At 68.8% G+C, this 26534-nt stretch carries 24 protein-coding genes and 4 pseudogenes; 13 read left to right on the plus strand and 15 right to left on the minus strand.

Annotation, left to right across the window (positions count from 1 at the left end):
* Positions 1–272: helix-turn-helix domain-containing protein (locus ACWC0C_RS08970; protein WP_450862733.1), on the minus strand; the 272-nt coding region annotated here is incomplete at its 3' end.
* 153 nt (positions 273–425) lie between these two features.
* On the opposite strand from ACWC0C_RS08970, the gene ACWC0C_RS08975 reads away from it, so the two are divergent.
* Positions 426–875 (plus strand): hypothetical protein, encoded by a 450-nt coding sequence (locus tag ACWC0C_RS08975; RefSeq protein WP_450862735.1) that lies wholly within the window; start codon positions 426–428, stop codon positions 873–875.
* A gap of 130 nt (positions 876–1005) precedes the next feature.
* Here ACWC0C_RS08975 and ACWC0C_RS08980 read toward each other — a convergent pair whose 3' ends face one another.
* Positions 1006–2076 carry an alpha-hydroxy acid oxidase gene (locus ACWC0C_RS08980; protein WP_450862737.1) on the minus strand — a complete coding sequence of 357 codons (1071 nt, stop codon included), beginning with the start codon at positions 2074–2076 and terminating at the stop codon, positions 1006–1008.
* A gap of 895 nt (positions 2077–2971) precedes the next feature.
* Here ACWC0C_RS08980 and ACWC0C_RS08985 point away from each other — a divergent pair.
* A complete protein-coding gene (locus ACWC0C_RS08985; protein WP_450862738.1) occupies positions 2972–3796 on the plus strand; it encodes a M55 family metallopeptidase in 825 nt (274 codons plus the stop codon).
* A gap of 45 nt (positions 3797–3841) precedes the next feature.
* Here the strand turns inward: ACWC0C_RS08985 and ACWC0C_RS08990 are convergent, their stop codons facing one another.
* Positions 3842–4267, minus strand: a complete 426-nt coding sequence (locus tag ACWC0C_RS08990; protein ID WP_450862740.1) for a DUF3592 domain-containing protein — start codon at positions 4265–4267, stop codon at positions 3842–3844.
* Positions 4268–4360: 93 nt separating this feature from the next.
* Between ACWC0C_RS08990 and ACWC0C_RS08995 the strand changes: the two genes are divergently transcribed.
* Positions 4361–4765, plus strand: a complete 405-nt coding sequence (locus ACWC0C_RS08995) for a DUF1877 family protein (protein WP_450862741.1) — start codon at positions 4361–4363, stop codon at positions 4763–4765.
* A gap of 9 nt (positions 4766–4774) precedes the next feature.
* Positions 4775–5554: a class I SAM-dependent methyltransferase gene (locus tag ACWC0C_RS09000; RefSeq protein WP_450862743.1), complete on the plus strand. Its 780-nt coding sequence runs from the start codon at positions 4775–4777 to the stop codon at positions 5552–5554.
* 209 nt (positions 5555–5763) lie between these two features.
* Here ACWC0C_RS09000 and ACWC0C_RS09005 read toward each other — a convergent pair whose 3' ends face one another.
* The 3 genes from ACWC0C_RS09005 to ACWC0C_RS09015 form a co-directional block, all read right to left on the minus strand.
* Positions 5764–6882 (minus strand): glycoside hydrolase family 26 protein, encoded by a 1119-nt coding sequence (locus tag ACWC0C_RS09005; protein WP_450862745.1) that lies wholly within the window; start codon positions 6880–6882, stop codon positions 5764–5766.
* Positions 6879–9032 (minus strand): glycosyltransferase family 2 protein, encoded by a 2154-nt coding sequence (locus ACWC0C_RS09010; protein ID WP_450862747.1) that lies wholly within the window; start codon positions 9030–9032, stop codon positions 6879–6881. Before ACWC0C_RS09010 ends, ACWC0C_RS09005 begins: the two co-directional genes overlap by 4 nt.
* Positions 9033–9182: 150 nt before the next feature.
* Positions 9183–11198, minus strand: a complete 2016-nt coding sequence (locus ACWC0C_RS09015) for an outer membrane protein assembly factor BamB family protein (RefSeq protein ID WP_450862749.1) — start codon at positions 11196–11198, stop codon at positions 9183–9185.
* 169 nt (positions 11199–11367) lie between these two features.
* Between ACWC0C_RS09015 and ACWC0C_RS09020 the strand changes: the two genes are divergently transcribed.
* Positions 11368–11556, plus strand: coding sequence for a hypothetical protein (locus tag ACWC0C_RS09020; RefSeq protein WP_450862750.1), 189 nt, complete (start codon positions 11368–11370; stop codon positions 11554–11556).
* Positions 11557–11740: 184 nt separating this feature from the next.
* On the opposite strand, the gene ACWC0C_RS09025 is transcribed toward ACWC0C_RS09020, so the two are convergent.
* From ACWC0C_RS09025 to ACWC0C_RS09035, 3 genes are all read right to left on the minus strand, one after another.
* Positions 11741–12514 (minus strand): class I SAM-dependent methyltransferase, encoded by a 774-nt coding sequence (locus ACWC0C_RS09025; RefSeq protein ID WP_450862752.1) that lies wholly within the window; start codon positions 12512–12514, stop codon positions 11741–11743.
* A gap of 142 nt (positions 12515–12656) precedes the next feature.
* The gene (locus ACWC0C_RS09030; RefSeq protein WP_450862753.1) at positions 12657–13493 is read right to left on the minus strand and encodes a maleylpyruvate isomerase N-terminal domain-containing protein; all 837 of its coding nucleotides are present in this window, start codon (positions 13491–13493) and stop codon (positions 12657–12659) included.
* Positions 13494–13614: 121 nt separating this feature from the next.
* Entirely contained in the window at positions 13615–14577 is a 963-nt protein-coding gene (locus ACWC0C_RS09035) for a TetR/AcrR family transcriptional regulator C-terminal domain-containing protein (RefSeq protein ID WP_450862755.1), read from the minus strand.
* A 182-nt stretch (positions 14578–14759) separates the two neighbouring features.
* Between ACWC0C_RS09035 and ACWC0C_RS09040 the strand changes: the two genes are divergently transcribed.
* Entirely contained in the window at positions 14760–15971 is a 1212-nt protein-coding gene (locus tag ACWC0C_RS09040; RefSeq protein ID WP_450862757.1) for an FAD-dependent monooxygenase, read from the plus strand.
* Positions 15972–16027: 56 nt separating this feature from the next.
* Here the strand turns inward: ACWC0C_RS09040 and ACWC0C_RS09045 are convergent.
* A pseudogene (locus tag ACWC0C_RS09045) lies at positions 16028–16312 on the minus strand (transposase); the annotation flags it as partial.
* 13 nt (positions 16313–16325) lie between these two features.
* Between ACWC0C_RS09045 and ACWC0C_RS09050 the strand changes: the two are divergent.
* The 3 genes and pseudogenes from ACWC0C_RS09050 to ACWC0C_RS09060 form a co-directional block, all read left to right on the plus strand.
* A pseudogene (locus ACWC0C_RS09050) lies at positions 16326–16413 on the plus strand (IS5/IS1182 family transposase); the annotation flags it as partial.
* 329 nt (positions 16414–16742) lie between these two features.
* A complete protein-coding gene (locus tag ACWC0C_RS09055; RefSeq protein WP_450862759.1) occupies positions 16743–17396 on the plus strand; it encodes a class I SAM-dependent methyltransferase in 654 nt (217 codons plus the stop codon).
* Positions 17397–17670: 274 nt separating this feature from the next.
* Entirely contained in the window at positions 17671–18282 is a 612-nt protein-coding gene (locus ACWC0C_RS09060) for a dihydrofolate reductase family protein (RefSeq protein ID WP_450862760.1), read from the plus strand.
* 44 nt (positions 18283–18326) lie between these two features.
* On the opposite strand, the pseudogene ACWC0C_RS09065 reads toward ACWC0C_RS09060, so the two are convergent.
* Positions 18327–19016 (minus strand): annotated as a pseudogene (locus ACWC0C_RS09065) (phosphotransferase); the annotation flags it as partial.
* 58 nt (positions 19017–19074) lie between these two features.
* On the opposite strand from ACWC0C_RS09065, the pseudogene ACWC0C_RS09070 reads away from it, so the two are divergent.
* From ACWC0C_RS09070 to ACWC0C_RS09085, 4 genes and pseudogenes are all read left to right on the plus strand, one after another.
* Positions 19075–19224 (plus strand): annotated as a pseudogene (locus ACWC0C_RS09070) (IS5-like element IS4811 family transposase); the annotation flags it as partial.
* A gap of 94 nt (positions 19225–19318) precedes the next feature.
* A complete protein-coding gene (locus ACWC0C_RS09075; RefSeq protein WP_450862762.1) occupies positions 19319–19759 on the plus strand; it encodes a hypothetical protein in 441 nt (146 codons plus the stop codon).
* 761 nt (positions 19760–20520) lie between these two features.
* Entirely contained in the window at positions 20521–20754 is a 234-nt protein-coding gene (locus ACWC0C_RS09080) for a hypothetical protein (RefSeq protein ID WP_450863200.1), read from the plus strand.
* Between the two features lie 64 nt (positions 20755–20818).
* Complete coding sequence (locus ACWC0C_RS09085) at positions 20819–21331, plus strand: hypothetical protein (protein WP_450862763.1); 513 nt, start codon at positions 20819–20821, stop codon at positions 21329–21331.
* A 457-nt stretch (positions 21332–21788) separates the two neighbouring features.
* On the opposite strand, the gene ACWC0C_RS09090 is transcribed toward ACWC0C_RS09085, so the two are convergent.
* The 4 genes from ACWC0C_RS09090 to ACWC0C_RS09105 form a co-directional block, all read right to left on the minus strand.
* Positions 21789–22772 carry a sugar-binding transcriptional regulator gene (locus ACWC0C_RS09090; RefSeq protein WP_450862764.1) on the minus strand — a complete coding sequence of 328 codons (984 nt, stop codon included), beginning with the start codon at positions 22770–22772 and terminating at the stop codon, positions 21789–21791.
* A gap of 105 nt (positions 22773–22877) precedes the next feature.
* Entirely contained in the window at positions 22878–23345 is a 468-nt protein-coding gene (locus tag ACWC0C_RS09095; RefSeq protein ID WP_450862766.1) for an ATP-binding protein, read from the minus strand.
* Between the two features lie 586 nt (positions 23346–23931).
* Positions 23932–24528, minus strand: coding sequence for a Type-2Aa cytolytic delta-endotoxin (locus ACWC0C_RS09100; RefSeq protein ID WP_450863175.1), 597 nt, complete (start codon positions 24526–24528; stop codon positions 23932–23934).
* 166 nt (positions 24529–24694) lie between these two features.
* A complete protein-coding gene (locus ACWC0C_RS09105; protein WP_450862767.1) occupies positions 24695–26407 on the minus strand; it encodes an MFS transporter in 1713 nt (570 codons plus the stop codon).
* Positions 26408–26534 lie beyond the last annotated feature (127 nt).

Consider the following 26534-nt stretch of genomic DNA (forward strand, 5'->3'; position numbering starts at 1 on the left):
ACCGGCCCCTTGGCCAGTTCCTGCTCGAGCACCTGAAACAGTGCCTCACTCAGCTTGGGCTGGGACGCCGGCCCTTTCGACTCCAGGGCCGACGTCCCGCCGTGCTCCCATGTCTGGTGCCACCGCTGAACGGACCGCACACTGACACGTAACTGCTTGGCGACGGTGGCGTTGTCGTGTCCCAGGGCGAATAACTCGGCCGCCTGCATCCGGATGTGCTCGCGAAACGCCCGTCGCTCCGCGGTGAGCCCGCCCCCTTGCGGATACCTCATGTGACCGGCCTACCGCGACAACCACCACTTGTCAGCCACGACATCACGCCAACAAGGTCAGTAACCGCCAGGGCGATCGTGGGGAGCTCTCGAGGGGATCCTGATCGTGCGTGTGGCCGACGCACTGTTGTTGAGGTCCGACGATGGGGGGTCATGCCGATCGTGGAGCTGCCACACTGCCTGTGGCGGCTGCCGTTCGCTGTCGGTTTCCCTATGGGCATGATCGACCCGGCGGCCCCGGCCGCTCCCTGGTGGGCTCCGTTCTACGTCGTCGGGCTCAGTGTGCTCACCGAGGCGCTGGCTCTGCTCACCACCGGCTTGGTGAGCGGGTGGGGTGAGGTGGTGCCGCGCTGGGTGTCGTTCGTCGGGGGTCGGCGGGTGGCGCCGCTCGCTGCGGTGATCCCGGCGGTCCTGGGCGGTCTGGCGCTGGTGACGATGTTCGATCTCTACCCGCTCGCCTGGGCGGGTGTTGTGCCCGAGGTGGGGTTCAGCAACGGATGGTGGACGGCCCTGGCCCGCGTGTGCATCAGCCCGGCGATGCTGTGGGGGCCGATCGTGCTGGCCCTGGCCTGGGCCTACTACCGGCGGCGCCGACCTGCCTGAAGGGTTCGTCGGTCCAGGCCGGCCGAGCCCGGATGGCTCCGTGCATGCGAGCGCACGCAGGGCCGGACAGCATGATTCGCCGCGGCACAGTGGTCGTGATCGCCCGGCTCCTGGCAAAGGGGGGGACGCCCTAGGATGGGTGGTGGGGTGCCGGGTGTAGCAGGCTCGCGTCCACGGACGCGAGGTCGGTGCGGCCGCAGAGTGCCATGGCGGTCTCCAGATCGGCGCGCAGGATGGACAGTATGTCCCGTGCGCCCTGGGTCCCCGAGACGGCCATGCCCCACAGCACGGGCCGACCCACCAGCACTGCTCGGGCGCCCAGGGCCAGGGCGACCAGTACGTCCGAGCCTCGGCGGATACCCCCGTCGATGAGGACTTCACAGCGTCCGGCGACGGCGGAGACCACCTCGGGGAGCGCGTCGAGAGCGGTGACCGAGCCGTCCAGCTGTCGGCCGCCGTGGTTGGACACCACGATCGCGGCCACCCCCAACTCGGCTGCGTGGGCGGCATCCTCGGCGGTGAGAACACCCTTGAGGACGATCGGAAGCCGGGTCAGCGAGCGCAGCCAGGCCAGGTCGTCCCAGGTGAACGTGGGGTCGATGCGCCGGGCCATGTGTGCGGCCAGCTCGGCCGAAGAGCCGTCGGCGGGAGCGGAGGGAAAGTTTCCCGGTGCCAGCCCTGAGGGGAGGGTGAAGGCGTTGCGCAGGTCCCGTACCCGGCGCCCCCGGACCGGGGCGTCGACGGTGACGACGAGCGCCCGGTACCCGGCCGCCTCGGCCCGCTTGACCAGGTCCTCGCTGACCGTGCGGTCCCGGAAGACGTACAGCTGCATCCACAACGGTCCCCGTGCCGCCCGTGCCACGTCCTCGAGTCGCGTGGTGGCGAACGTGCTGACGACCATCAGCGCGCCCACCTCGCCCGCGGCGCGAGCACAGGCCGGTTCGGCCTCCGGCGTCACCAGCCCGTGAAAGCCGGTGGGGGCCACCGCGATGGGCAGGGCGACCGGGGAACCGAGCAGCGTGGTGGACATGTCGCAGCGGGAGACGTCGACGAGGATGCGCGGGCGCAGCCGGTAGCGCCGGTAGCCGGCCAGGTTCTCGCGCAGGGTCGTCTCATCTCCGCTGCCGCCGTCGATGTAGTCCCAGGCGGAAGGTTCGACCGAGGTACGCGCCGCGGCGTAGTAGTCATCCAGCGTGACCATGCTCCGGCCGCTGGTATCAGGGGAGTTGCCAGAGTTGCCTTCGCCAGAGTTGTCTATGTCCGCGTTGTCCTTGTCCGCCGCCACGACGGTCACCTCACCAGGCCGGCCCACTCGAGGCAAGCCGGGTTCCGGCCGGGATAGGCCGTGGCCGGGTGCCTGTCCGAACCGGACGGGACGTGGTGGCGACCGGCAGTGGACCTGTGGCCGTGCCTCGCTGGCTGATTCGGGGGCTCTCGGCGACACGGCGGTTGCGTCACGCGGGGGCGCGGCGTGAAGTACTGGGTGTCACTACAGGCGCGGAGGGGGTCGTCGTGGTCAAGACCAACCCCCTCTCCGAGCCGGACCGGCCCCGAGACCATCGACGCCGCGACCCGCCTGCCCGTTCACGCCGTTCGTGCCGAAGGTGGAGAACGCACAGGAGGCGGAATGGATCCACGAGATCTGCGAGAAGAACGACTTCACCGGTGGCGAGGAGGATCTGCGGGCCGACCTCGGCTGCGCGCGCTCCGAGCTCGGCTAGGCGCTCTCGCGGACCGTCATCGCCTCCCGCGCCGCTCGGCCGCTGCCTCCGGTGGTGTCAGTGTGGCCCTTCGTCGAAGGCCTTCGCGGGCTTGAAGAGTCGTCGCGGGAAGGCCGGGCGAAGGGTTGGGGCGCTGGGGGCGCCTGTGCGTCCGCCCGTCCCAGATCCCACCCGTCGACGAGGCGATCAAGGGCCGCGACGGCAACTACCTGTCCGTATGAGCCGGGAACGCCGCCCAGCGCACGCTGGCCGTCCCTGCGGCGTTCGGCACGGTCCAGGACGGCACGAGCGGCGCCCACCGGATCTGCCCGGCGCCTGGCGACGATCCGGACGCGAACGCCTAGGCCATTGGCCGCTGTTGAGGGGAGCACGCGAATGAGGGTCTTCATCTCGTCGGACATGGAGGGCACCGCTGGGGTCGTCGACTGGGACCAGTGCCGGCCATCGGGTTCCGAGTACGGCCACTATCGGGAGCTGCTGCAGCAGGAGGTCAACGCGGCGATCGAGGGCGCGGCGGCGGCCGGCGCACGGGAGTTCCTGGTCAACGACTCGCACTCGGCGATGTCCAACTTGCGGCCGGGCCGCCTGGCGCACCGGGCCCGCTACCTGTCCGGCCGGCACAAGCCGCTGTACATGATGCAGGGGCTGGACGCGTCGTTCGACGCGGTCTTCTTCGTCGCTTACCACGGCTCGATGTCCGGCGCCCCGGCCACACTGTCGCACACCTACAATCCGAGCGCGATCGCCGAGGTCCGGCTGAACGGCACTCCGGCCGGGGAGGCCGGAATCAACGCCCTGGTCGCGCTCGGACACCGGGTTCCGGTCGTGTTGATCACGGGCGACGACGTCACAGCCGCGCAGATCGAGCCGTTCTGCCCCGGCATCCGGGCGGCGGTGGTGAAGAACTCGGTCTCCCGCTTCGCCGCCGACAGCCTGCACCCGGAGCAGGCCCGCGAGGTGATCGCGCAGAGCGCCGCTGACGCGGTACGACGGCTGGCAGACGCCCCCTTGCCCGAGATTGCCCTGCCCGCCACGCTGACCGTCCGCTTCCGCAACGCCGACCTGGCCGAGATGGCGACCTGGATCGCCGGCGTGATCCGCGAGGACGACCTCACCCTCCGCCTCCGCGACGACGACCCCATCCGCCTGTACCGCACCTTCGTCACCATCGTCCTGCTCACCCGAGGCATCGCCGAGTAGCCCGCAGACTCACCAAATGCAACGACGTCCAAGGGTGGGCCACGGTCAGCGGGTGAGCAGCCGGACGAGCAAAACCGTCACCGTACCCACTGTGAATATCGACCCCAGTACGGTGAACAGCAGGTCGACTGCCCTCATGTCCCAGCCCTCGATCGTAAACCGGTGTGGGGCTTCCGGATCGTATCGGACCACGACGTGCGTCCCCACGCGGAAGTCGCTTCCGACGACTCCCCGGCCGAACCTGGAGGAGTACTCGCACGTGCGCCCGTCCCGGGCCGTCCAGGCGGCGACCGGATGGTAAAACGTGGCGCCTTCGTCGTCCCGCCTGACATCATGGCGGACAATCCGAGCCTCGGCAGTGACCCCCACGCGGCGAAGCGCGGCGGCGCGGCGGAGGCCGTGCACGCCGAAGGCGAGGAAGGCCACGCCGATCGTCAGAGGGATGAGAGAGAAAAGCCATTCGCGTTCCACGTGTTACGCGACGCGTGCGCTGGGCTGTCGGTTGCAGGTGGAGCGACAGCGAGAATCCTCAGGTGGGGCTCTTGTTGAGCTCCAGACCCCGTCATGGCCGTCACCCAGCCGGCCCTCTCCGCGGCTCAAGTTGCCCACATCTCCGAACTGCTAGCGCAGATCGACTTTCCGGCCCTCCTGGCCACTCTGCCGACCAACGACACACAGGCCGTCTCCTTGATCGGCAACGGCGCGGACCAGATCGTCGGTGGCCCGAGGACGTACCTGCTGCAACACTTCAATGCCCTAGGAGAGTTCTACCGTCGAGCGGCCCAGCGGCATCTCCTTCTCGTGCTCTGGTGGGACCGACACAGGGCGCGTCCTCCCCGCCTGCTCACACAACACCCAAAGAATTACGTGAACTTCCGCCTGGGACCTGTGTGCTGTGCGGGTGCGGAGAAGGCGAAAGGAGGCGCCGAAGTGGTGAGGCAGGTAGTCGACCGCCGACAGCACCTGTAGCGTCACGGTGTGGATCAGGGTGAGCGGCTCCTTCACTCCTCGTCGTTCGGCGCGGCGGCGGTCGCATACGCCGCACACCGTCCGGACTACGCGCAGGCCGCGGTGCGCTGGGCGCTTGAACCCGCGCCCGGCCCGCGCGTGCTCGACCTCGGCGCCGGGACCGGCAAGCTGACCGCCACGCTGGTCGCACTGGGTGCCGAAGTCATCGCGGTCGAGCCCGACCCGGGGATGCTGACCGAGCTGCGCCGCTCACTGCCGGCTGTCCGTGCCCTCTCGGGTAGTGCCGAGGCGATACCGCTGCCGAACGCTTCGGTCGATGCCGTGCTGGCCGGCAACGCCATGCATTGGTTCGACATGGCCGTCGCGGGACCCGAGATCGCCAGGGTCCTCGCGCCCGGTGGCATCCTGGCCGGCCTGTGGAACCTCATGGACGACCAGGTCGAGTGGGTTGCCGGACTCGCGCGGGTCAGCGGGAGCGCGGCCATCGGCCCGCGTGACACGCCTGCCAGCTGGCGCGCCGAGACGGCCGACATACACCTCCCCAAGACTGGCGCCACCGCCCGGTTCGGCTCGCCGGAGCAGGCTGAGTTCCCGCACGGGCAGCGCCGCACCGCCGACTCTCTCGTCGCGACCATCGCGACGCGCGCGGGAGTGTTGGTCATGTCAGAACAGGAACGAGAAGTCACGCTGGGCCGGATCCGCGCATTCCTCGCCGGCAGACCGGAGACCGCCCGTGGCGAGTTCACTCTCCCGATGCTGACCGGCGTGCTTCGCGTCCGACGGCTGTGAAGTCACGTCGACAGCGAACGGACGCCAGACGCCGTCTCACGAGGATGACGGATCCGCCAAGTTGGCCGTCAGGTTCGTGAAGGCGTGCTCCTCGGCGAGCAAGCGGTTCTGCGCGAGGCCCGCAGGCTCGCCTTACCGCACCGTCCGCAGGTGAACGCCGTACCTGCGCGCCAGAGCACGGAGGGGTTATTGTTCCGATCGCCTCGCGGTCAGAGCCTGCGGCGTGGGTCGGCGTCGGGGGTCCAGGGTGTGCGGTAGCGCGGGGCCGAAACGCCTGAGGTGAAGGCATTGACGCTGCTGGCGGAGGTGGTGATCCTCCAGTCGATCACCTTGACCGCCTCATACCAGATGACGCCGATGATGTCGGGGTGCCAGGGCAGCGACCGGAACATGTCCGCGATCCACTCCGCCTTGCGGCCGTCCGCGTCCGTGGCGCCTACCTCGGTGATCACGAGGGGCTTGGTGGTGAGGCGGCGCAGCCGCTTCTCGGAGTCGGAGAACAGCCGGTCGAACGACTGGTAGCTCTCCTTGCCGACGGTTCCGTAGTAGCCGGAGAGTCCTACCCAGTCCACGTATGCGTCGCCGGGGTAGAGCCGCTCGAACGGGGTGGCGTTCTCGTAGCCGACGTTGGGGCTCCACACCCAGATCGCGTTGGTCGCGCCCGCCCGCTCGAAGATGTCGTGGACGTGCCGCCAGGCTCGCACGTACTCGCCGGGGTGGTTGCCGTTGGACTGCTCGCACCACGGATACCAGTAGCCGTTCATCTCGTGGGCGAGGCGGATGCCCACCGTGTAGCGGAGTGAGGCGATGCCCTTGGCCCATGAGCGGAGGTAGGGGTCGTAGGTGCCGTCGATGATCCGGGCGAGCCGGTAGGCGGGCTGGTCACCGTGGAGTTGCGCCGCGTCCCCCTCCTTGCGGTGGTCCCAGGGTTCCCAGGCGAGCAGGGGCATCATGCCGCGCCGGGCCACATTGTCGATCAGGTCCGTGTCGAACCGGTCGTGCGCCCAGTCCTGGGAGAACTCGTAGACCTGCGGTCGGTGTCCGGTGCGGCGGGTGAATCGGGCCGCCTCCGTCAGGTCGTGTACGCCTGCGTCGGTCATGATGCCGACGAAGGCGTCACCGCGGGCGGGAAACACCCGGTGCCGACTTCCGGTCGCACGACTGTCGCCGGTGGGTTTCATGCTTGCGGTGGGCGGCAGCGCGGCATCGATGGCCGCATTCCGCCGCCGCTCCTTCTCCCCTGCGAGATGCGGTCCGACCACGAACACATATCCCCCGAGCGCGATGACGAGCACCGTGACGAGAAGCCTGGTGACCGTGAACTTCATCGGCGCTCCCCCTGCTGGGTGGGGAGGGGGGCACCTGTGGCGGGCGAGGCGGAAGGGGGATGTACTGCGGCATGCGAGGTGCAGGGGGTGGGGGCGGGGCTTGCGCCGGGTGGGGCGCAGGAGCCATGCCCCGCGCCGGGCGGCGCGGAAAAGCCGCTCGTTGTGCTGTGTTCGGCAGGCAGAGGCGGTCCGGCGGTCCGGGCGACGTATGCGGGGCCCTCGAGGTGCAAGGGGTACTGGACCGGTGCTGGAGAGGGAGTTGGCCCGGCGCCCGGCGTAGTGGGGATCGAAGACTCCGCGCCCTGGCGGGCGGATCCGGACGGCCCGGCGGCCCCCACAGCAGGCAGGTGAGCGACGTCTCCCTGTGGGACGGCTCGGGCGCCATGAAGAGCAGGCTCTGGAGCCTGTGGGACATGGACGGAAGGCTGCGCGGTGGCGGGGGCGAGAGCCGCGGGCCGGGGGGCGGAACGGGTCGACGCCAGGAGGGGTGGCAGCAGCCCCGTCAACACGGCCAGCATCGCCCACAAGCGGGGGGCCGGGTTGGTGTGCCCGAGGGCGTAGCTGGCCACCAGCGGAGCCCCGATGAGGGTCGCCCACACCAGGTGGAGACGGAAGGTGCGCAGTGAATCGGCGCTGCGCAGTGCTCCCTTGGCGGTGACCGCGTAGGCCAGGGGCCGGCGCAGCAGGGCGGAGACCGCTGCCGCCACGTAGACGGGGCCGGCGAACAGCGCCAGGGCAAAACCCTGGATGCCCAGTTCGCGCCTCTCGTGCTCAGCGAGGTTGAAGCGGCGCAGCCACCACCACAGCCACAGCCAGGCACCCATCCCCGCGGACCACAGGGCCAGCCAAGTGGGGCCGGGCAGTCCGGCCGACGTGACACCGAGGGTCAGCGCCAAGGCTGTTGCCGCGGTGCCGAGGAGCAGGGTCGCGGCGACGCTCGGGTAGTAGAACTGGACAAGGGTGTAGAGCAACCGCTGGCGCCGGTCGAGACGGATGCCCTCGGTGAGGCGGTGGTTGAGCTTGATCTCCCAGACGCCGTAGGCCCAGCGCTTCTGCTGGTTGAAGTAGTCGGTCCAGCTGGTGGGGCCCTCGCCGACAGCGATCACGTCCGGGGTGTAGACGCCCTTCCACCGGTTGCCGGTGGAAGGGTTGACCGTTCCCTGGACGCGCATGCTGGTCAGGTGGTCCTCGATGATCGAGTCCTGGTAGCCGCCGATGCTCCGCCATGCGGTCGGCCGGTACAGGTGGTTGGTCCCGATGAGCAACGGCGCGTCGAGTCCGTTGCCGCCGCGCTCGACGATGCCGCTGAAGAGGTACTGCTGGACGGAGGCACCGTGGGCGATCCAGTTGTCGTACATGTTGCCGTACACCTGGGGAGCAACGACGAACGCCACGTCGGGGTCGTGGAAGTAGCCGAGGGTGCGCTCCAGGAAGCAGGGCAGGGGGACGTGGTCGGGGTCCATCTGCGCGACCACGTCGTAGCGGCGCTCGTGCTCGGCGCGCCAGGCGTTGTGGTTGCCGGCCTTGGTTCGGGTCCGGAAGATGCCCCAGGGCCGGTTGTACTCGGGGCGTCCCTTGCGGGTGAAGTGGTGAACGCCGAGCCTGGCGGCCAGGGCTCGAACAGCGGGGTCGTCGCCCTCGTCGAGTATCCATACGTCGACGCTGCCGCCGTAGTAGGTGACCCGCAGCATGGCCTGAAGGGTGTGCTGGACGACGTCGAGGGGTTCCTTGCTCGGCACGATGGTGGTGAGCATCGCGATCCGCAGGCCCTTGGGAGGCGTGAGCGGCAGCGGGTCCTTGGCGTGCCAGGCGAATGTCCATACGGCGAAGACCTGCACCACCTTGATGAGTTCGATGGCAACGACCGCGCAGAAGGCGAGCCGGGCGAGCACGAGTCGCCAGTCGCCGGTCCTGGCGAGCCCGGGTCCGGGGATGTGCCCGGGCAGCAGCAGCCAGCCGACGAGGGTCATGCCGCCGACCGCTGTGAGTGCGGCGAGCGCGGTGAGCAAGCTTCGCTGGCGTGTGCTCAGGACGGCCCTGAACCGGACCCGCACCGGTCCCTCCGGGACAGCCGTCAGTGGTCCGGTGATCCAGGCGCAGCGCCGGTAGGCGGTCTGCGCGTCCTCGTCTCGAAGCCGGGAGACCGGCATGGTCCCTCCCCCCAGGAGCGCCGCACCCCCTGCGGCGCCAAGAACTCCGGCCGAACTCTACGCACGGTTTCAGACACGGTGCGCGGTCGGCCGGTTCCTGCTGCCGGGCGCGTGGGGGCGTGCCAGAGGTGTGTGGGGGCGCGCGAGCGGTTACGCGCGGACGGCGTAGAGCTGGCTGTCGGCCCCGCCGAAGTACACGGCGTCGGCGGTGACCGCCGGCGGGTGCACCTCCGCGCCGGCGGTGAAGGTCCAGCGTTGCTTTCCGTCGGCGGCGTCCACCGCGTACAGCTTCTGATCGCCGCTGCCGACGTACACGACCCCGTCCGCCATCACGGGTGCGCCCACGTCGCCCCCGGTGTTCAGCGACCACCGCTTCCTGCCCGTGATGGCGTCATAGGCTCGCAGGTCCCGGCCGCCGCCGCAGCAGACCAGGCCACGCGCCACCGCCGGCCCCGCCTTGGCGGAGACCCCGCCGGCCCGCCACACCTCTTGGCCCGTGCTGGCGCGGACGGCGTACAGGGTCTCGTCGGTACTACAGAAGTACACCAGTCCGCCCGCCACCACAGGGATCCAGGAGACGGCGCCGGCCGTGGTGAACGTCCAGCGCTCGCTGCCGTCGTAGGCGTTGACGGCGTACAGACGCGTATCGCTGCACCCGACGTAGACGGTGTCCTCGACGACGGCCGGACAGTGGGTGTCATGGCCGGTCCTGAACCGCCACAGACGCTTGCCGCCGGACACCTCGACGGCGTACAGGTATCCGTCGGAGCTGCCGACATAGGCGACTCCCCCGGTCACCACCGGCGAGTGCACGATCCCGCCGGTGGTGAAGACCCAGCGTTCCGCGCCCGTCCTCGCGTCGAGCGCGTACAGCTTGCCGTCGTCACCGCCCAGGTAGACCACTCCGCCCACGAGATACGGGGCTGAGCCCAGCGCCGCTTTGGTGGTGTACGACCAGCGCCGCTCGCCTTTGGCCGCGTCGACCGCGTACAGCGTGCCGTCATTGCTCGCCGCGTACACCAGATCGCCCGCGACCCCGGGATGGTTGACCAGGACGCCGGCGAGCGGGAAGCGCCACAGCCGGGTACCGGCCTTCGAGGGGTCGCCGTCCAGCAGCCGCCAGCCGGTGAACCCCAGGGCGGCTGAGACGGTGAGACCGGCGGCGGCCAGCAGCACACGCCGCCGGCCTGGCGCTGTGGCCACCGGAGCGGGGACCTCGCTCGGACCCGATCCGGTCGTCAGGGGGCGATCACCGGTGTCGCCGCGGCCGCCCGACGCGCGCACGAGGATGTGCCGCGGGTCCATGGTCGGCGTGGCCGCCACCGGGCGGGGCAGCCAGCCGGATTCGAACAGGGCGGCCGTGGGCCGGCCCCGGCCCAGCACCGCGCCGACCTCGGGCAGCCCGGGGCGCCGCGCCGCGTCCTTGTCCAGACAGACGGCGGCGATCCCGCGCAGCCGATCCGGTACCGCGCCGAGATACGGCTCCTCGTGCATGATGCGGTACAGCAACAGGTGGGCCGTGCCCTCACCGAACGGCCCCATCCCGGTGGACGCGAAGACGAGGACTGCGCCCAGCGCGAAGACGTCCACGGCGGCCCCGACGCCCTTGCCACGGATCTGCTCCGGCGCCATGTATCCGGGTGAGCCCATCATGGTCCCCGTGCCGGTCAATGCGCTCGCTTCGACGACCCGGGAGATACCGAAGTCGATGACCCTGGGACCGTCGGCCGCCAGTAGCACGTTGCCCGGCTTGAGGTCGCGGTGCACCACGCCGGCCGCATGAATGGCGGTGAGCGCCTGGACCAGCCCAAGGCCCAGCTCCCGCACGGAAGACTCCGGCAGCGGCCCCCGGGCCAGCACCGCATCCTGTAACGAGGAGCCAGGGATATAGGCGGTGGCCAGCCAGGGCGGCTTGCCGTCGGGCTCGGCGTCGACGACTCCTGCGGTGTAGGGCCCGGACACCGACCGGGAGGCGGCAACCTCCCGGGCAAACCTCCTGCGGAAGGTGGGATCCTCCGCGAGATCGGGGCGAATGACCTTCAACGCGACCAGTCGGCTCTCCGGCGACTGGGCCAGATAGACCCGCCCCATCCCCCCACTGCCCAAGCGGGCAAGCACCCGGTAGCGACCGACCTCGCGAGGATCGTTCGGCGTCAATGGCTCCATGCCGCCCGCCCCTCCCTGACTCCGTGGGGAGAGGAGCCTTCCCAGAGCCGCACAAGTACACACTGGTCGCAGCGCCCGCCCGGGACGCGCGCACAGCACGACCGGTACACGCGCGCCCACAGCCTGGTTGACGCCCCCGACCGGCTCGCCTCGCCCCGTTCTGCACAACTTGGCCGACCGTGATGACCACGACGAGGGCGGAGCCGCCGGGATCCGGGCCGTCCTGGAGACCGCTGGCGCCCGCTACGGCGTCGAACGGCTCATCGCCGACTGGCACCAACAAGCCCTGGCGGCCCTGGACCAGGCCGTGATGTGCACGCGCCCACCGAAGTACCGGGTTACACCGCGGCCAGCGTGAACGGCGTATGGGCGGCAACCTCGGGGGGGTGGAGCAACGGCCACGTCGACAACAGCAAGTGCGGCAAGACGCTGGTCGGCGGACGGCACGCGGGACAAGATCTTCGCGGCTGTCCGGGCTGACGCCACGGCGCCGTCATCGTCGCCTCGATCCGACTCCGGCTCCGCTCGTGATCCGCGACTGGCTAGTCGTCCGAGCCGGTAGCCGACGGCGGTACCTCGACGACGAAGAACAGGAAGCAGGTTTTGGTCGAAAGGTCATGGAAGCCGTCGGGGAACGCCTCACGGGCGGCGGGATCCGGCTGCGGCTCGCTGATGTCGGAAAGGCGGAAGCCGGCGGTGGTGAAGGCATCGGTCATCGCGTGCAACGGCCTACGCCAGAACCTCATCGGGACGGACTGCCCCTTGAACGTCCAGTCGAAGGTATAGCTGGTGGTCGCGAAATAGTCGGGCCGAGGATCCTCGATTGTGTAGGCCACGAAAGGGTGGTCCACCGACGCGATCAGCCGGCCGCCGGGCCTGAGCACGCGCCGCAACTCGGCCAGCGTCGGCCCCCAGTCCTGCAGGTAGTGCATCACCAGCGACGCGACCACGTCGTCGAACGCACCGTCGTCGAACGGCAGACGGCGCCTCAGGTCGACCACGTGCAGGGCTACGTCATCACCGAGCCGCCGCCTGGCCAACGCCAGCATCCCGGCGCTGGCGTCGATGCCGGTGACGACCGCACCGCGGTCGCGCAGTGCAGCGGACAGGGGGCCCGAGCCGCAACCGGCGTCCAGGATCCGGCGACCGGCCACGTCACCGGCGAGAGCCAACATCGCGGGCCGCTCGTAGTACGCGTTCACAAGGTTGTTCTCGGTTTCCGCCGAGTACGCCTCGGCGAAGCTGTCGTAATCATTCACCCGGCCCGGATCTGCAGACTGGGCGAAGCTCTCGGGCACGTCGGTTAAGCGTTCCATCGCCGCAGCCTAAAGGCTTTCCCTATGCCCGACACGCACATCGGGGGCGAGATAGAGCGAGGTTGGATGCATGTTGCCGGATGTAGGCAGAGTTCAGCGAAGGCATGCCCTCGGGGTGGACGAGGTGGCGGACCGTCGGGTCCTACCGCTCCGGGTCCCAGGCCACCAGCTGGTCGAACAGACGTCGGTTGCCGTCCAGCTTCAGGGAGTCCAACGGAATACGGCCGTAGAGGGCGAGGACCATTTCGTTGGCCGTGCCTCGGGCGGAGGCGACGGCCGCGTCCGGGGCCTCGCCGGTGGAGGTGGCGGTGACAGTGGCCGTGGCGGTGGCGGTGGCGGTGGCGGGCATTGTGCCGGGTGTGGGCAGGCGGGCGGCCCGTGAGCCGTCGCCGGAGAGCGTGTTGCGCCAGGAGCGGCCCTCGGTGGCGTGGTAATCGACGGCAGCGGGCTCGTGCGGCCAGGCGACCGTCGTCGTGCAGATGGTGGACAGGAACTCCTCGACGCCGTCGAGAGCCACCTCGTCCGGCAGCGGCTGCGGGGCGCCCAGGGTGAGCTGGGCGTCATAGGTGTGCACCGCGATCTCGTGGAGTTGGCGTCGGGCGGCGGCACCGCAGGTCTGCGGCGACTGCGACTTACCCCACCACGCCCAGCAACCGCGATCCGGGCCGGCCTCCCGCAGTGCGTCCAGTAGCTGCTGCGTCGATGCGGCCAACCAGGCCAGCAGGGCCTCGCGCTCCCTAGGTGCGGCCGGGTCGCCCTGCGGTGTGGACTTGGCCGTGGCGTCAGGCCCTGCGGCGATGGTGGCGGCCCAGGCTCGGCGCCCCTCGCCCAAGTGCTGCACCAGATCGAACAGCGTCCACTCGGGGCAGGTCGGCACCTGCACGTCGAGGCTGGGCGCGGCGGCGACCGCGGCGCGGAAGGCCGTCGACCGTTCGTCGATCAGTCGCAGCAGGTCAGGGAAGTCCAGAGTGTGTTGCACTCCGGATGTCTATCACTGTGCTGCGGCAACCGCAGAGCGATTGCCCGGCGCCCGCCGCGGCGGGCGCCGGCACGGGCCGCGCCCCGTATCCCTTCGTGTCGGGGCCTCTCGGGTTCTTCGTTCAACTGGCAGAACTCTCGTTGAGGAGTGAGGCTAGGCCGTCGAGGAGGCGCTGGAGGCCGAACTCGAAGAGGGCGTCGAGGTCGAGGTCGTAACTGGTCTCGGCGAGGCGGGAGAGCGCGGGGAACCGGCCGGTGGCCAGAATCGCCAGGAGTGCGGGCTCCTGGGTGTCCATCCACTCCTCGCTGTCCAGACCGCTGTGCGCCTCCGCATCCTTTTCCGCCTCCAGATTGACGGCGATTCCACGGGCGTAGTTGAGCAGCATGAGGTGCGCCGTGAAAGCGGAGTGCAGATCGAGTCCGTGCGCATGCAAGGTGGCGAGCATCCACTCGCTGTACGGCAGTGCCGAGGTGATCACCTGAGGCCGGGTCACGGACAGGGCCGGGGCTAGCCACGGGTGGCGGCGGAACAGGCCCCAGAGCTGCCGGGCCGCCAGCTCGATCGCTTCTCGCCAACCCGCCGGTGGGTCGGCGGGCAGCGGGCGCTCCGCGATGACCGTGTCCATCATCCGTGTCAGCAGGTCGTCCTTGTCGGCCACGTGCCGGTAGAGCGACATGGCTGCCACCCCTAGTTCGGCGGCCACCCGGCGCATCGAGACCGCGGCCAGCCCTTCTGTGTCGGCGACCGTGACAGCGGCGGCGACGATCCGCCCGAGCGTGAGTGCCGCCTGGCCCGATGAGGCATCGGTCGGCCCGCCCGAGCGTGGGGCGGTGGCGGGGCGGGAGTTGCGTACCGGGCGGCTCGGGGCCTCCACGACCGTCCCGACGCCGGGAACGGCGCGGACCATGCCCTCGCGACGCAGTTCGGTGAGCACCTTGGTCGCGGTCGCCATCGCGACGCCCCACTGCTTGGTGATCTCGCGGGTCGAGGGCACGCGATCGCCCGGCGCCAGTTCGCCCATCTCTATCTGCCGCCGCAGTTCGGCAACGATCTGCTTGTAGCGCGGTACCGCCTGTCCGCTCACCCCGACACCCTCCGCACTAGTGCACCTGGATGGGCGCCATCGTAGCCCGTCGACACCGGGCGATACGGCCCGCGCGACACATTCCACCTATCCCCGCACTAGTGCGGCACTAGCCAACGTCGCACAATGAGAAGGCATTTCATGCTTGCGCACTACTACGCGTACGGCGTACGTTCGCCATCATGCCGAACAACGAGATACTCATCTGCGGTGCTGGCATCGCGGGGCCTGCTCTGGCGTACTGGCTACGCAAGAGAGGCTTCACGGTCACGATCGTCGAACGCGCGCCGAGACCGCGGCCCGGCGGGCAGACCGTCGATCTGCGCGGTGCCGGCCGCACCGTGATCGAGCGGATGGGCCTGATGGACCAGGCAAGGGCGGAGAGCGTGGACCAACGCGGCCTCGCCCTCATCGACGCCTCCGGTCGCACCACCGCGCGCGTGCCTGCCGACAGCTTCGGCGGTGAGGGGATCGTCTCCGAGATCGAGATCCTCCGTGGCGATCTGGCCCGTCTGCTGTACGAGTCCACCCTGCCCGACACGGAGTACCTGCTCGACGACACCGTCACCGGGATCGCTCAGGACGCGGACGGGGTCACCGTCACCTTCGAGAAGGCTGCCCCCCGCCGGTTCGGGCTGGTCGTCGGCGCGGACGGACCGCACTCCGTGGTGCGTGCGTTGGCCTTCGGCCCGGAGCAGGAGTTCGTCCATCCGCTGGGCCTCTACACAGCCTGGTTCACCGCTGCCGACGACTTGGATCTCGACGGCTGGTACCTGATGCACAACGCGCCCGGCGGCCTGGTCGTCTCCGCGCGACCTGGCCGCGTCACCGGCGAGATCAAGGCCGGCCTCAGCTTCCGCTCGGCACCGATCACCTACGACCGCCGCGACGTCGCCGCCCAGCAGGAGCTTGTGGCCCAGCGTTTCGCCGACGTCGGCTGGGAGACCCCGCGCCTGCTGCAGGCGATGCGCACCGCCCCGGACTTCTTCTTCGACTCCATGGGCCAGGTCCGCCTCGACCGCTGGTCGCGCGGTCGCGTGGCGCTGCTGGGCGACGCCGGATACTGTGCAACTCCGTTGACCGGCCTGGGGACCAGCCTGGCTCTGGTCGGAGCATACGTACTGGCCGGTGAAATCGCCGCTGCCGCGGGCGACCACCGCGTCGCCTTCCGCCGCTACGACGAGGCGATGCGCCCGTACGTGAGCCAGGCCCAGCAGCTCCCGCCGGGCGGAGCCTCGGGATACGCCCCCTCGGGCCGGCTCGGCATCCGTCTGCGGGACCTCTCCATGCGGCAGATGACCCGCTGGCCGATGCGCAACCTGCTCGCCGCGCAGTTCGCCAAGGCCGGGAACATCGCACTTCCGGAGTACAGTCTCGCCGCGGACATACGGTGAGCGGCCTCAGCTACGGGGAGTCGTTTCACTTGGTCAGCCTGCGGTAGCCGATGAGGACTGATGACGCCGAAGGCAAGGAAGCGCTCGGCCGTGCGCTCGTAGCGGCGACGTAGGCGGCGGCATCCGGCCAGCCAGGACACTGTGCGTTCGACGACCCAGCGGTGCCGGCCGAGTCAGCCGGAGGATTCGATGCCTTTGCGGGCGACGGGGTGACGAATGCCGCGCTCGGGAAGCCAGCGGCGCAGGTGGTCATAGTCGTAACCCTTGTCCCCGTGCAGCTTGGTCGAGCGTCGACGTCTCGGTCCTCCCCGGGGTCGGACGGGCGGGATGCCGGGGACGACGCGGCTTGAGCGCAAGGTGTTGGTCAGCGGCTGTGCCTGGTCGGCTCTTCCGCCTTGGCTTCGGCATATCGAAGTCGACAGTCCACCGTCGCTTCCTCGTCTCCCGCGTCGTCCTCGACTCCCCCGCGCTCAGCGCCTCCATGCCCCGGTCACAGACGATGATCCCGGGGTGATCAGCCGCCGCGCGGCAGCATGTTCCAGGCCCGCCTCCAGGGGCAGCAGCCTGCGGTACGGCAACACCGACCACCACCCTGACCGGGACGCGGAAGGCATCACGCCGACGAGCGACACCCGCCAGTCGACGAGGACGTTCCCCGGTCCTCGTGACTCTTGACCTTGCCCAAAGGTGAAGGCCGACAGTGTCTGCGGCAACCAAGCCGGCGAGCTGAGCATGATGGGCTTTGACCGAACCCGGATGAGAGGAACCTGTATGGATGACGACGCTCTCCTGGCAGAGCAGAGGGCGTACTACAGGGCCGGCGCGGCCGAATACGACCGGCCCTACGCAGAGCACGAAGCCCTACAGGAATTGCTGGCTGTCGTCGATGACCTCCCGATTGCCGGGGATGTGCTGGAGCTGGCCTGCGGAACGGGCCAGTGGACCCTGAGGCTTGCCGAACGGGCACGTTCGGTGACGGCCGTCGACGCGGCAACCGAAGTGTTGGCCCTCGCTCAGGCGCGCACCGCATCCCACTCCGTCCAGTTCCTTGAGGCCGACCTGTTCGAGTGGCAGCCGCCACGACGCTACGACACCGTGTTCTTCGCCTTCTGGCTCTCCCATATCCCGCCGACGCGGTTGCCCGACTTCTGGAACACCGTCGCCGCCGCACTCGCGCCAGGCGGCAAAGCGATCTTCATCGACGACGGTCCCGCCGCAGCCGCATACGAGGAAGTCCTCGCGGACCAGCCGGCCCCTGCGGCGCTGCGCCGGCTCGATGATGGCAGCCAGTACCGCATCGTGAAGGTATTCCACGATGCCCAGACCCTCACGGACGATCTCACCGCGCTGGGGTGGTCAGTCCGTATCCGGACCATGGCCGGGAACTTCATCGGCATTGCGGAACCGCCGACCAGCGCAGGCTAGGAGACGCGGCGGCGTACTCAGGATGCTCGGACAGGTACTGGCGGCACCCCCTACAAGCACGTAAGCGAACCAAGTCGCCTGAGACCGAGCCAGATCGTGTCCTGTGCCACTGGGCCTTGAGCGTGTGCCATCGACGAGGCTGTCGAGAATGGCTTATCGCGCCGTCTCGGGGGCAGATACGGCCACCGTCGCCTACCAAGCGAAGACGTAAGCGGTGAGTTTCGAGGCGGAGCCGAGTCCACCAGTGCAAGGGAAACCGACGAGAGGAACGGCCATGGACGCCAAGCCCCCTCAAAGCACCGCCATCTCGCCCGCCCCTTCGCTGGTGCGCACGGAACGCCGGAGTGCAGGGGGAAAGGTGCTCTGGCACTTCACCATGTCGTTGGACGGGTTCGTGGCGGGGCCGAATCATGCGATGGACTGGATGACCGGCTTCTCGTTCCGGCCCGGCCTCATCGATGAGTATGTCCAGACGACCGGTGCCGTGCTGGGCGGTCGGGACGGCTGGGACGCCTATCCCGATGCCAGCACCATCTACGGGGGTGCCTGGCAGGGGCCACTGTTCGTCCTGACACACCACCCTGAAGACGCGCAGCCCGCCAACGGGGTGACGTTCTTGCGCTGCGACGTAGCCGAGGCGGTCCGGATCGGGCTGGAAGCAGCCAACGGCAAGAACCTCGAGGTCTTCTCGCCCACGATCGGCCGACAACTCCTGGAGCGCGGACTAATCGACGAAATCGATCTGCACATCGTGCCGGTGTTGCTCGGTGAAGGAATCCGGCTGTTCGACAACCCCGGAGGCACCCCTGTCCGGCTTGAGCTACTCAACGACGATGATCGCTCGGCGGCAGTGAACCTGCGGTATCGCCCGCTCCCAGCGAGCTGACACAAGCCGGGCGAACACTGCCAACCGCTCAAAATGCGCTTGGGCTTGCCGCCGGGGCGGCCGTGAATGCCGGCTTCTCCTATGAGGATGCCGTTGAGGGCTTTCAGTCGGCCGGTAGGTGCTGCTGTGGAAACTGGAGGCAGGTTGCCGTGGAGCCACAGTGCCGGGCCTGTCCACTGCGGCGTAGTGGCAGCGTCCGTCCAGACGGCGTGGATGGCGCACCGGGTTGGGGCTCAGCTCCAGCTCGGTGGCCTCGGTCAGCTGCCGGGCGAACTGCTCGGCGCGGTCGGCCAGTGGCCCCGCGGCTGCGGCCGGTCGGCGCTCCGTCGGGGGCCGGTCCGTGAAGAGCGGTCAGGGAGGCGCCCACGGTGTCTGCTGCCTCCGCAGCGGTGGCGGGAGCGCGGTCGGCAAGCGAGCTCGGCATCCAGATGGTGACGATCCAGAGCCGCGAAAACCGCTCGGTAGGCTCGCGGAGGCGCTGCGCGACGGGAACCGGCAGGGGAAGGTGCGGGACGAGGGAAGGAAGCCAGGCGGGCTCACTGCGCAGCAGCGCGTCCGGAGACTGCGTCGCTCAGGGCAATCGGACGGCGAGGTCGTCACCGAGCCGCCACAGCCGGTTGTCCCAGCCGCGCCCGCCAAGCCCCAAGGGGTGATCAGCAAGGTCGGGGTTCGTGCTGGTCGTGCAGCAGATCCCGGACCATCTCTGCGGTGATCTCGATCGCGGTGTGAGTCATACGGAGACAACGGTAGTCGGATGGTGATCCGCCGTTCCCGACGCCCCGCACCGGCTTCGTCGTCCCACCCCGCTGGGCCGTCGAACCAGCCCTGACCTGGACGATGAACGCCCACAGGCACGCGCTAGACTACGAACGGCTTGTCCAGCCCTCCGAAACCCTGATCACTTGGGCCGCCATCACACTGATGAGCCGTCGCCTCACACGCATTGCCTGGGCCTGACTTTGTCTCATCTCTGCCCCGGCTCCGCTGGCCGGGGCAGGCAGTTTCATGTTCGCGAGCAGGCGACCACACTGGGCACATGACGGAACCGGATCCCGAGTGGGACGCCCGCATCCAGCATGCGCCCGAGACCGACGATCATCTCCGGCGCATCAACTCGTGGGTGCCACCGGTCGAGGAGCTGCTCTGGCGGACGGCCAGGGCCAGCTCGCTCGTGCGGTTCATCCCTTTCTCCAGCCACAACTCCCTGCGCCTCGCGAGGGCCTTCGACTTCGCCGATGGAGACGTCGACCTCCTGGGCCCATGCATCCTGTACCGCTATGACGACTACGAAAGCCCGGATCGCAGGCCGGAGTACTGGGTCTGGGACGTCTGTCCGCAGGACTGGCTGTGCAAGCCCGTCCTGCGGACATACGACGTCCACGACGCCGTACACGAGCTGGAGCGGCTGACCGCGGGCTTCAGACCGGCAGAGGTCCCGGACCGAACGGCTGTCCGTCCGCATGCGATTCCGTCTTGAAACTCTGACAGAAGCCGTCGCCACAGCGGCACTCCGCGACCAGGCGGAGATCCCACGCGCAGAGTGGGACCAGTCCCAGATCACGCATCTCAGTCTGCATCGTCCCCCATCGCCACGTCATTACAGAAGGTCTCCCAGAACCCGTTCTGCACGAAGGCGGTTTCGTCAATGCCGGAGACGAGACGACGTAGCTCTTCCGTCACCTCCTCGCACTTCTCCTCGTCGCGTTCCGCAGAGAACGGGAAGCGCGCAATCCCGGCTGCGACGCATCGGTTGAAGGAGCCGAGGTCTCACCGATCCCCCGAAGTACATCGGCTTGCTCAGCGGCCGGTACTCGTATCCGATCAACCCGCCTGGGATACCCGTCTCCCCGAGATCGACAGCAATCCGGGTGGGCACCTCGCGATGCTCGCACGCTGAGTGACGGCTGACGCTCCGATCGGGCTCCGGAACGTTGCCTGAAAAATTGCATCGGGCGTCAGCTCCAGATGACCCACCGCACCGTCAAGAGCCTCGCCGACGCTGCGAAGCCGGAAGACCTCTTTCGTGGCCCGTGGCAGCACAACAGGACCTCCGTCCTCGATGAGTACAAGCCCTACCTGGACGAACGTTGACACGAGGGCTGCACCAACGCCTGGAAGCTCTGGGCGGAGATCCTTCCCTCGGGCTATCGACGCAGCTACGGCCGGGTCAGCGCCTACCTGTGAGGGAAGCGCACCTCGCCACGGCCGGTCACCGCGCAACCGCCGGCACCCCGCGTGGTGACGAGGTGGATCCTCAGTCGACCCGAGACGCTGACCGGCATCGAACAGCTCCGGCTCAAGGCCGTCCTGGCCAACTGCCCTGAACTCGACGCCGTCATCGCCGGCCTGACCCCGCCCTGGAACTCCGGCGTCGTCGAAGGACACGTCAACAGGATCAAGATGCTCAAACGCCAGATGTTCGGCCGAGCCGGTGTCAGCCTGCTACGCAAGCGCGTATTGCTGGCCACCTGATCAACCACCCGGCTCTCGGTGATAGGACTTCCTTCTACGGAAAGATGGATGAGAAGGCGACAGCGTGGACGCAGTAGTAGCGATCAGCCTGATCCGCATGGCCGCTGCAGACTTGGCCATGGAACTCTGGCGGCGCCCCTCGGACGCTTACCTGGTCCAGTTGGGCCTGGACGCCCTGATGGCTGACATCGACACTCCCTCGCTTCCCCTGCTGGCTGGCCTCGCGCGTGGTGAGTATCCCCAGGCCCGCGAGCTGTTCGACCATGTGCTGGAAGAGATGGGTCTGCTGTCGCTGACCTCGGAAGATCTTGCCAAGGCCCGATGGACCGCGGCCCAGTGGTGGGCAGGCCAGATCGTGGCGTGCCAACTCGATCCCGTGCACGGAGCGAAGCTGATCTTTGAGGAAGCTGCAGCCGAACTCGACTACCCCGACGCGCTCCAACCCATCGTTGATCTGGCGAGAGCACTCGACCTGTCGAACGATCAACCTCTGGACCAGCAGCACCTTCGCGACCGAATCACCTCCGCGGCGCGAGACTTTCTCGCCGCAGAAGCGCACCAGAACCACAGCCATTGAGCTACGTCGCATGGCCCACGGTGACCGGTTCAGGGAAAGCGAGCCAGAATCCGCTTTTCATGAACAGAGCCACTCGGGCGCTGTCGAAGGCGCGAGTGCCAGCCTGCCTCTTGGCGGCGGCCAGCGGCTCCGTTGAGGTTCGTAGGTCAGCGGAGCCTGTCCGGCGCCTCCGGCCAGGGCTGCATGTCCGAGTCGTCGTCCATCTGGTCTCCTTCGTACCCAACACGTCCGTCGAGTCAGGTCTGCAGCCACTCTCGGCCACGACTACGCGGCGTCGGAGCCGTCCGGGGAAGCGAGGGTGACTTGTTCCAACAGACCAGTCGACCCCGCATCTGCAGAGTGTGAGGCCGTCGCACGCCCGAGAATATGGGTGTGTGTTCCCGAATCAGGCGCTCGACGGCTCGCCTCGCGTCGCTGTCCAGTCGAAGTCACGGTCGGCCCTGGCGGAATTGCGGCGTCATGCGAGCAGGTGCTCCGCTACGGCCGTGTCCGTCACAATTCCGTTGAACAGGCCGGTCTTCAGGGCTGCGGAGGTGGCGGCGGCCCGCTTCTGGCCGTCGGCCAGGAGAATCACATCGGGTACGCGTCGTAGTTCTTCGAAGCTGATGGCGATAATGCGGTCGCTCAGTTCCGGGGCCACGATGTGTCCCTCGGCGTCGAGCAGCCGGCCAGATACTTCAGCGCACGCTCCTTGGCGCCGGTAGTCCTCACGCTCGGATTCGCTGAGGGCGTCGTAGACGGTGGACAACCCTGGTCCCCATGCGCCGACGGTGATGATCGCCTTGGTGATCTGGCCGAACCGGCTGACGGTCTCGGCGATGCCTGGCTGCCGGCGCAGCATGGTGGCTGCGGCACCGTCCGGCAGGAGGAGCGGCGCGTAGATGGGGTAGGCGGGACCGCGGGCCACCGACGCGGCTCGGCGCACGGCCTCCACGGCGTTGGCGTCCACCGGGCGCAGCGGTGTCACGCCGCACAGTTGCACGACCGTGCACCGGGGCAGGGTGGTCAGCTCAGGGCCGAGCGCCTCGATCTCGGGACCCCAGATGAGCCCCAGGACGTCTCCCTCGGTGACGATCTCGGCGAGCAGATCCGCCGTGACCGCGCCGAGCCGGTGAGTGACCAGCGCCGCACCGCCAGGATCGTGTGCTCCTGAGGTGAAGACGATGGCGTGGCGAAGGTCGTACCGCGTGCGCAGGGCGTCGGAGCGTTCGGCGTCCAGATCGGCGGGCAGGCGGATCTCCAGCCGGATCAAGCCGTCGCGGACGGCGGTCTCCAGGGTCCGGGCCACCTTGAAACGGCTGATACCGAACTCTTCCGCAATGTCGGTCTTGGACTTTCCCTCGAGATAGAACATCCGGGCCATGGCGGCCGTCTGCACCAGTTCCTCCGGGCCCGGGTGGTGTGCGCGGGCTCCACCCTTCGGTTTCTGCTGCGTGCGCATATGGCTACTCACTCATCGTCTTGACGACATTGTCAGCCGGACGCGCGGTGAAACGCATCGCTCGCGCCGAGGTGGGTGTACGGACGCCGAGAACCAGGACAGTTGTCAGCCCGCGTGGGCGTACCCGCGCGAGAGAGTGGCCCTGACCCATTTGCCGCCACCCCTCTCGCGGCCGCAGGTCCAGGACTCGGCGAGAGCGGCGATGATCGCCAGTCCGCGTCCGCAGTCGTCGTCGCACCCGGCCGCACGCCGGACAGGCAGGACTGCGGACCCGTCACGGACCTCGATGTGCAGCACATCCGGCCGCAACGCCAGGTTGAGGGTGATCGCCGAGTCTCCACCGTACTCACGCCCTGTGCGTTCACTCAGTCGCTGAACGCCGTAGCGGATGGCATTCGTGACCAGCTCGCAGACGACCAGCATGGCCGCGTCGACGACCTCCTCGCCCTCGCCCCAGAGTCGCAGAAATCCTTCCGTGAAGGCTCGTGCCTGACGCGCGGCGGAAGGGACTGCCCGCAGTTCCAGCGAGGCAGAGGCGGCTTCTGTATCAGGGGGAACGGCGCAATCCGCCACAGAATTCATTTTCTCGGCCCTTCAAGGAGGTGCGGCGACCCTTGAGGCCGCAACGGCCTCAACGACGGGATCCCCCCGTCTGCTGCAGTGCGGAGATCCAAGACCTGTACGCCTCGCAAGCGACTGGGACCGGGATTGACCGCGCTGCCACCTGTGCTCGATTGAGCACATACTTCTCGGATGTGCTCCTACTTCCATTAAGGCGCCCCGTCAGGCGAGGTCAACAGCAGAGGACCCGCTTACCCGAGATCTTTTGAAAAACGAGCGAATACTGCTCGAAAGAGCAGAAGGGGGGCGGCTTTGCGTGACGTCATGCAGTGCCCTGACAGCGATGGGTTATCGACTTTGGGGTGTGGGTGGGGGGTGGGGTGGGGTGCGCTGACTGTGAAGACACGTTGGCGCTGCACCGCGCTCGAAGTCGATCGTGGTGCGTGCCTCCCGAGGCGGCTGTCACCACCGCACAGCAGTGCGCAATTTCGCGGCCCGGGACGGCGGGCCGTGACTGGTCGCGGGGACCTGTGGGGAACCGGCCGCAGGACATACCCGGGATTGCCCCGACGGGAAGCGGCGGGCGGTGCCCGGAGGGTCAGGCCTCGTTCGCGAGCTTCTGGCGCACGACGATCGCGTTGAGCCGGACCGCGAACGGTGCGGTGTCGGTGAGGCCCAGGGTCCCCACACGGGACTTGCCAAAGCCGACGGTGACGTCGGCGCAGAAGGCAACGGCGTACAGGTACGGGCCGGCTTCCTGGTCCTGGAGGGCGAAGAACAAGTCGCGGTAGTAGCTCGTGTGGTCCGGACCCTCCTCGTAGTAGGCCAGTCCCGGTTCGCCCTCCTGCGCCGCGAGACCAGTGAAGGCATCCATGAGGTCGCGCTCGATGGTGTCCCAGAACGACGCCTGAGCCGCCTCGGGCGGTAGCGCTTGGCGGACGGCCTCCTTGAGGGAGAGCGCCATCACCAGGATCGGCGCCTCCTCCTGGAGCCCCCAACCCCGGATCATCTTGACGATGTCGCTGTCGGGAAGCACGGCGGCGGCATCGCGAATGTGACCGAAGTCGTAGTTGACGGTGGCGGGCGCGATCGCCTCCTGGAAGGCGCGGCCCAGGGCTTGCGCTTGGGCAAGGTGAGCCTCTCCCACCTCGGTGACTGTCCTGAAACGGGCTGCCAACTGCCCCTCCTTAAACATTTTGTTGCACTGGTGAGGCGTCAGTATGCCGTAGCGGTGCGCCACCCCGACCCGCGGGGCGCCAGTGCGGCAGACGCCCCGCATGACAGCGACGGGAACAGCAACTCCTCGACGGGAACGGCAACTCCTCGTACCCGACCGTTCGTCTCGCCGAGGCTGCCGCGGCTCAGTGACCGGCGGAGCCCTCGGGGCGTGCGTGGCGCGGCAGGAGGAAGGAGAGCAGGAACGTCAGGACGAGCATGCCGTCGACGATCCACAGCACCGTCTTCATCACCGACCCGAAGCCACTGCGGAAGGCCGACTTCGCGGTGGTCTCCAGCGCGCCGGGTATCCGGGCGCCGGCCTGCGGCGACGTCACGGCGGACCGGGTGTCCTCCTCCAGGTGGGCGCAGGACGCCGGGGTGGCGGCAGGATCCTTGGCGACGGCACGGTCCGAGGCGCACCGCCGCAGGTCCGCCACGACGCGGTCCTGGGCGGCCGGTGCCACGTGCGCGGCGCTCAGCTGACTCCGCAGGCCGGGCGAGTGGTGGTCGACCGCGGTGGCGATGCCGCCGCCCAGCAGGCCGAAGAACACGGTGCCGAGGAGCGCCACGCCGAAGGCGCCGCCGAGCTGCTGCATCGCGGTCATCGTGCCGGACGCCGAGCCCGTCTCGTGCTGCTCGACGCTGCCGAGCACGATGTCGAAGAAGGGTGCCATGAGCAGGCCCATCCCGATGCCGGTGACGAGCAAGGCCGGCACGAGCTGCCAGGGGCCGACGCCGCTGCCCACCGTGTCGAGAGTCAGCCACACGCCGAACACGCCGAGCGCCATGACCGCCGTGCCCGCCTGGAGCACGGCCCGGCCGAACCGGGCGACGGCCTGAGCGACACCGAAACCGACGATCATGCCGCCCGACCAGGGCACCATCACCAGTCCCGCCTTCAGCGGCGAGTAGCCGAGGCCGATCTGGGTGTAGAGGTTGAAGACCAGCATGAAGCCCTGCATGGTCGAGAAGAAGACCAGTCCGAGCGTCATGCCGCCGCTGAACCCGCGCTTGCGGAAGAGGCTGGGGACGACCAGCGGGTCACGGCCTGCCTTGCTGCGGCGCGACTCGTAGGCGGCGAAGGCGACGAAGACGGCCACCGACGCGGCCATCATCGCGAACGTCCACCCGGGCCAGTCGTACTCACGGCCCTGGACCAGCGGGAAGATGATGAGCAGCGCGGCCAGCGAGACCAGGAGCATGCCGGGTATGTCCAGGCGCGGCCTGTCACCGGACCGGCCCCTGGGCAGGTAGCGCAGCGCCCCGAGGAAGGCCGCGGCACCCAGCGGCAGGTTGATCAGGAAGATCATCCGCCAACCGGTGCCGAAGTAGTCGGCGTCCACGAGCCAGCCCGCCAGGATCGGCCCGCACACCGCGGACAGACCCATGACCGGGCCGAACATGCCGAAGGCTTTCTGCGACTCCGTCGGCGGGAACATCTCCTTGATCATGCCGAGGCCCTGCGGCAGCATCACCGCGCCGAACAAGCCCTGGACGACGCGTGCGGCGATCAGCATCTCGGGCGACACGGAGACCGCGCACAGCAGCGAGCCCAGGGTGAAACCGATGGCTCCCACCAGGAACATCCGGCGGCGCCCGTGGATGTCCCCGAGCCGGCCGCCGGTGACCAGTCCGACGGCCATCGAGAGGGTGTATGCGGCGGCGAGCCACTGGAGGGTGGAGGCGCCGCCGCCGAGGTCGGCCCGCATGGAGGGGCCGGCGATGTTCGTGACGACGGCGTCGAGGAGATCCATCACCTCGGCCGCGAGGATCACGAAGAGCGCAGCCCAGCGCCACCGGTAGGGCGCTGGCGAATCGGTGGGCGTCTCGACGGACGCGACACCGGTGGTGGACATCGCAAACTCCTCGCAGAAGGCCGCGTCGCGGAGAGGAGCCGTGGGCGCGGTGGGACGGTTGGGACCAAGGCCGCCCGGCTCGTTGGCAGGCCCAACAGGGCGACCGGACACTCTGAAGAACACTGTT

Source organism: Streptomyces sp. NPDC001709 (genome assembly GCF_053596375.1).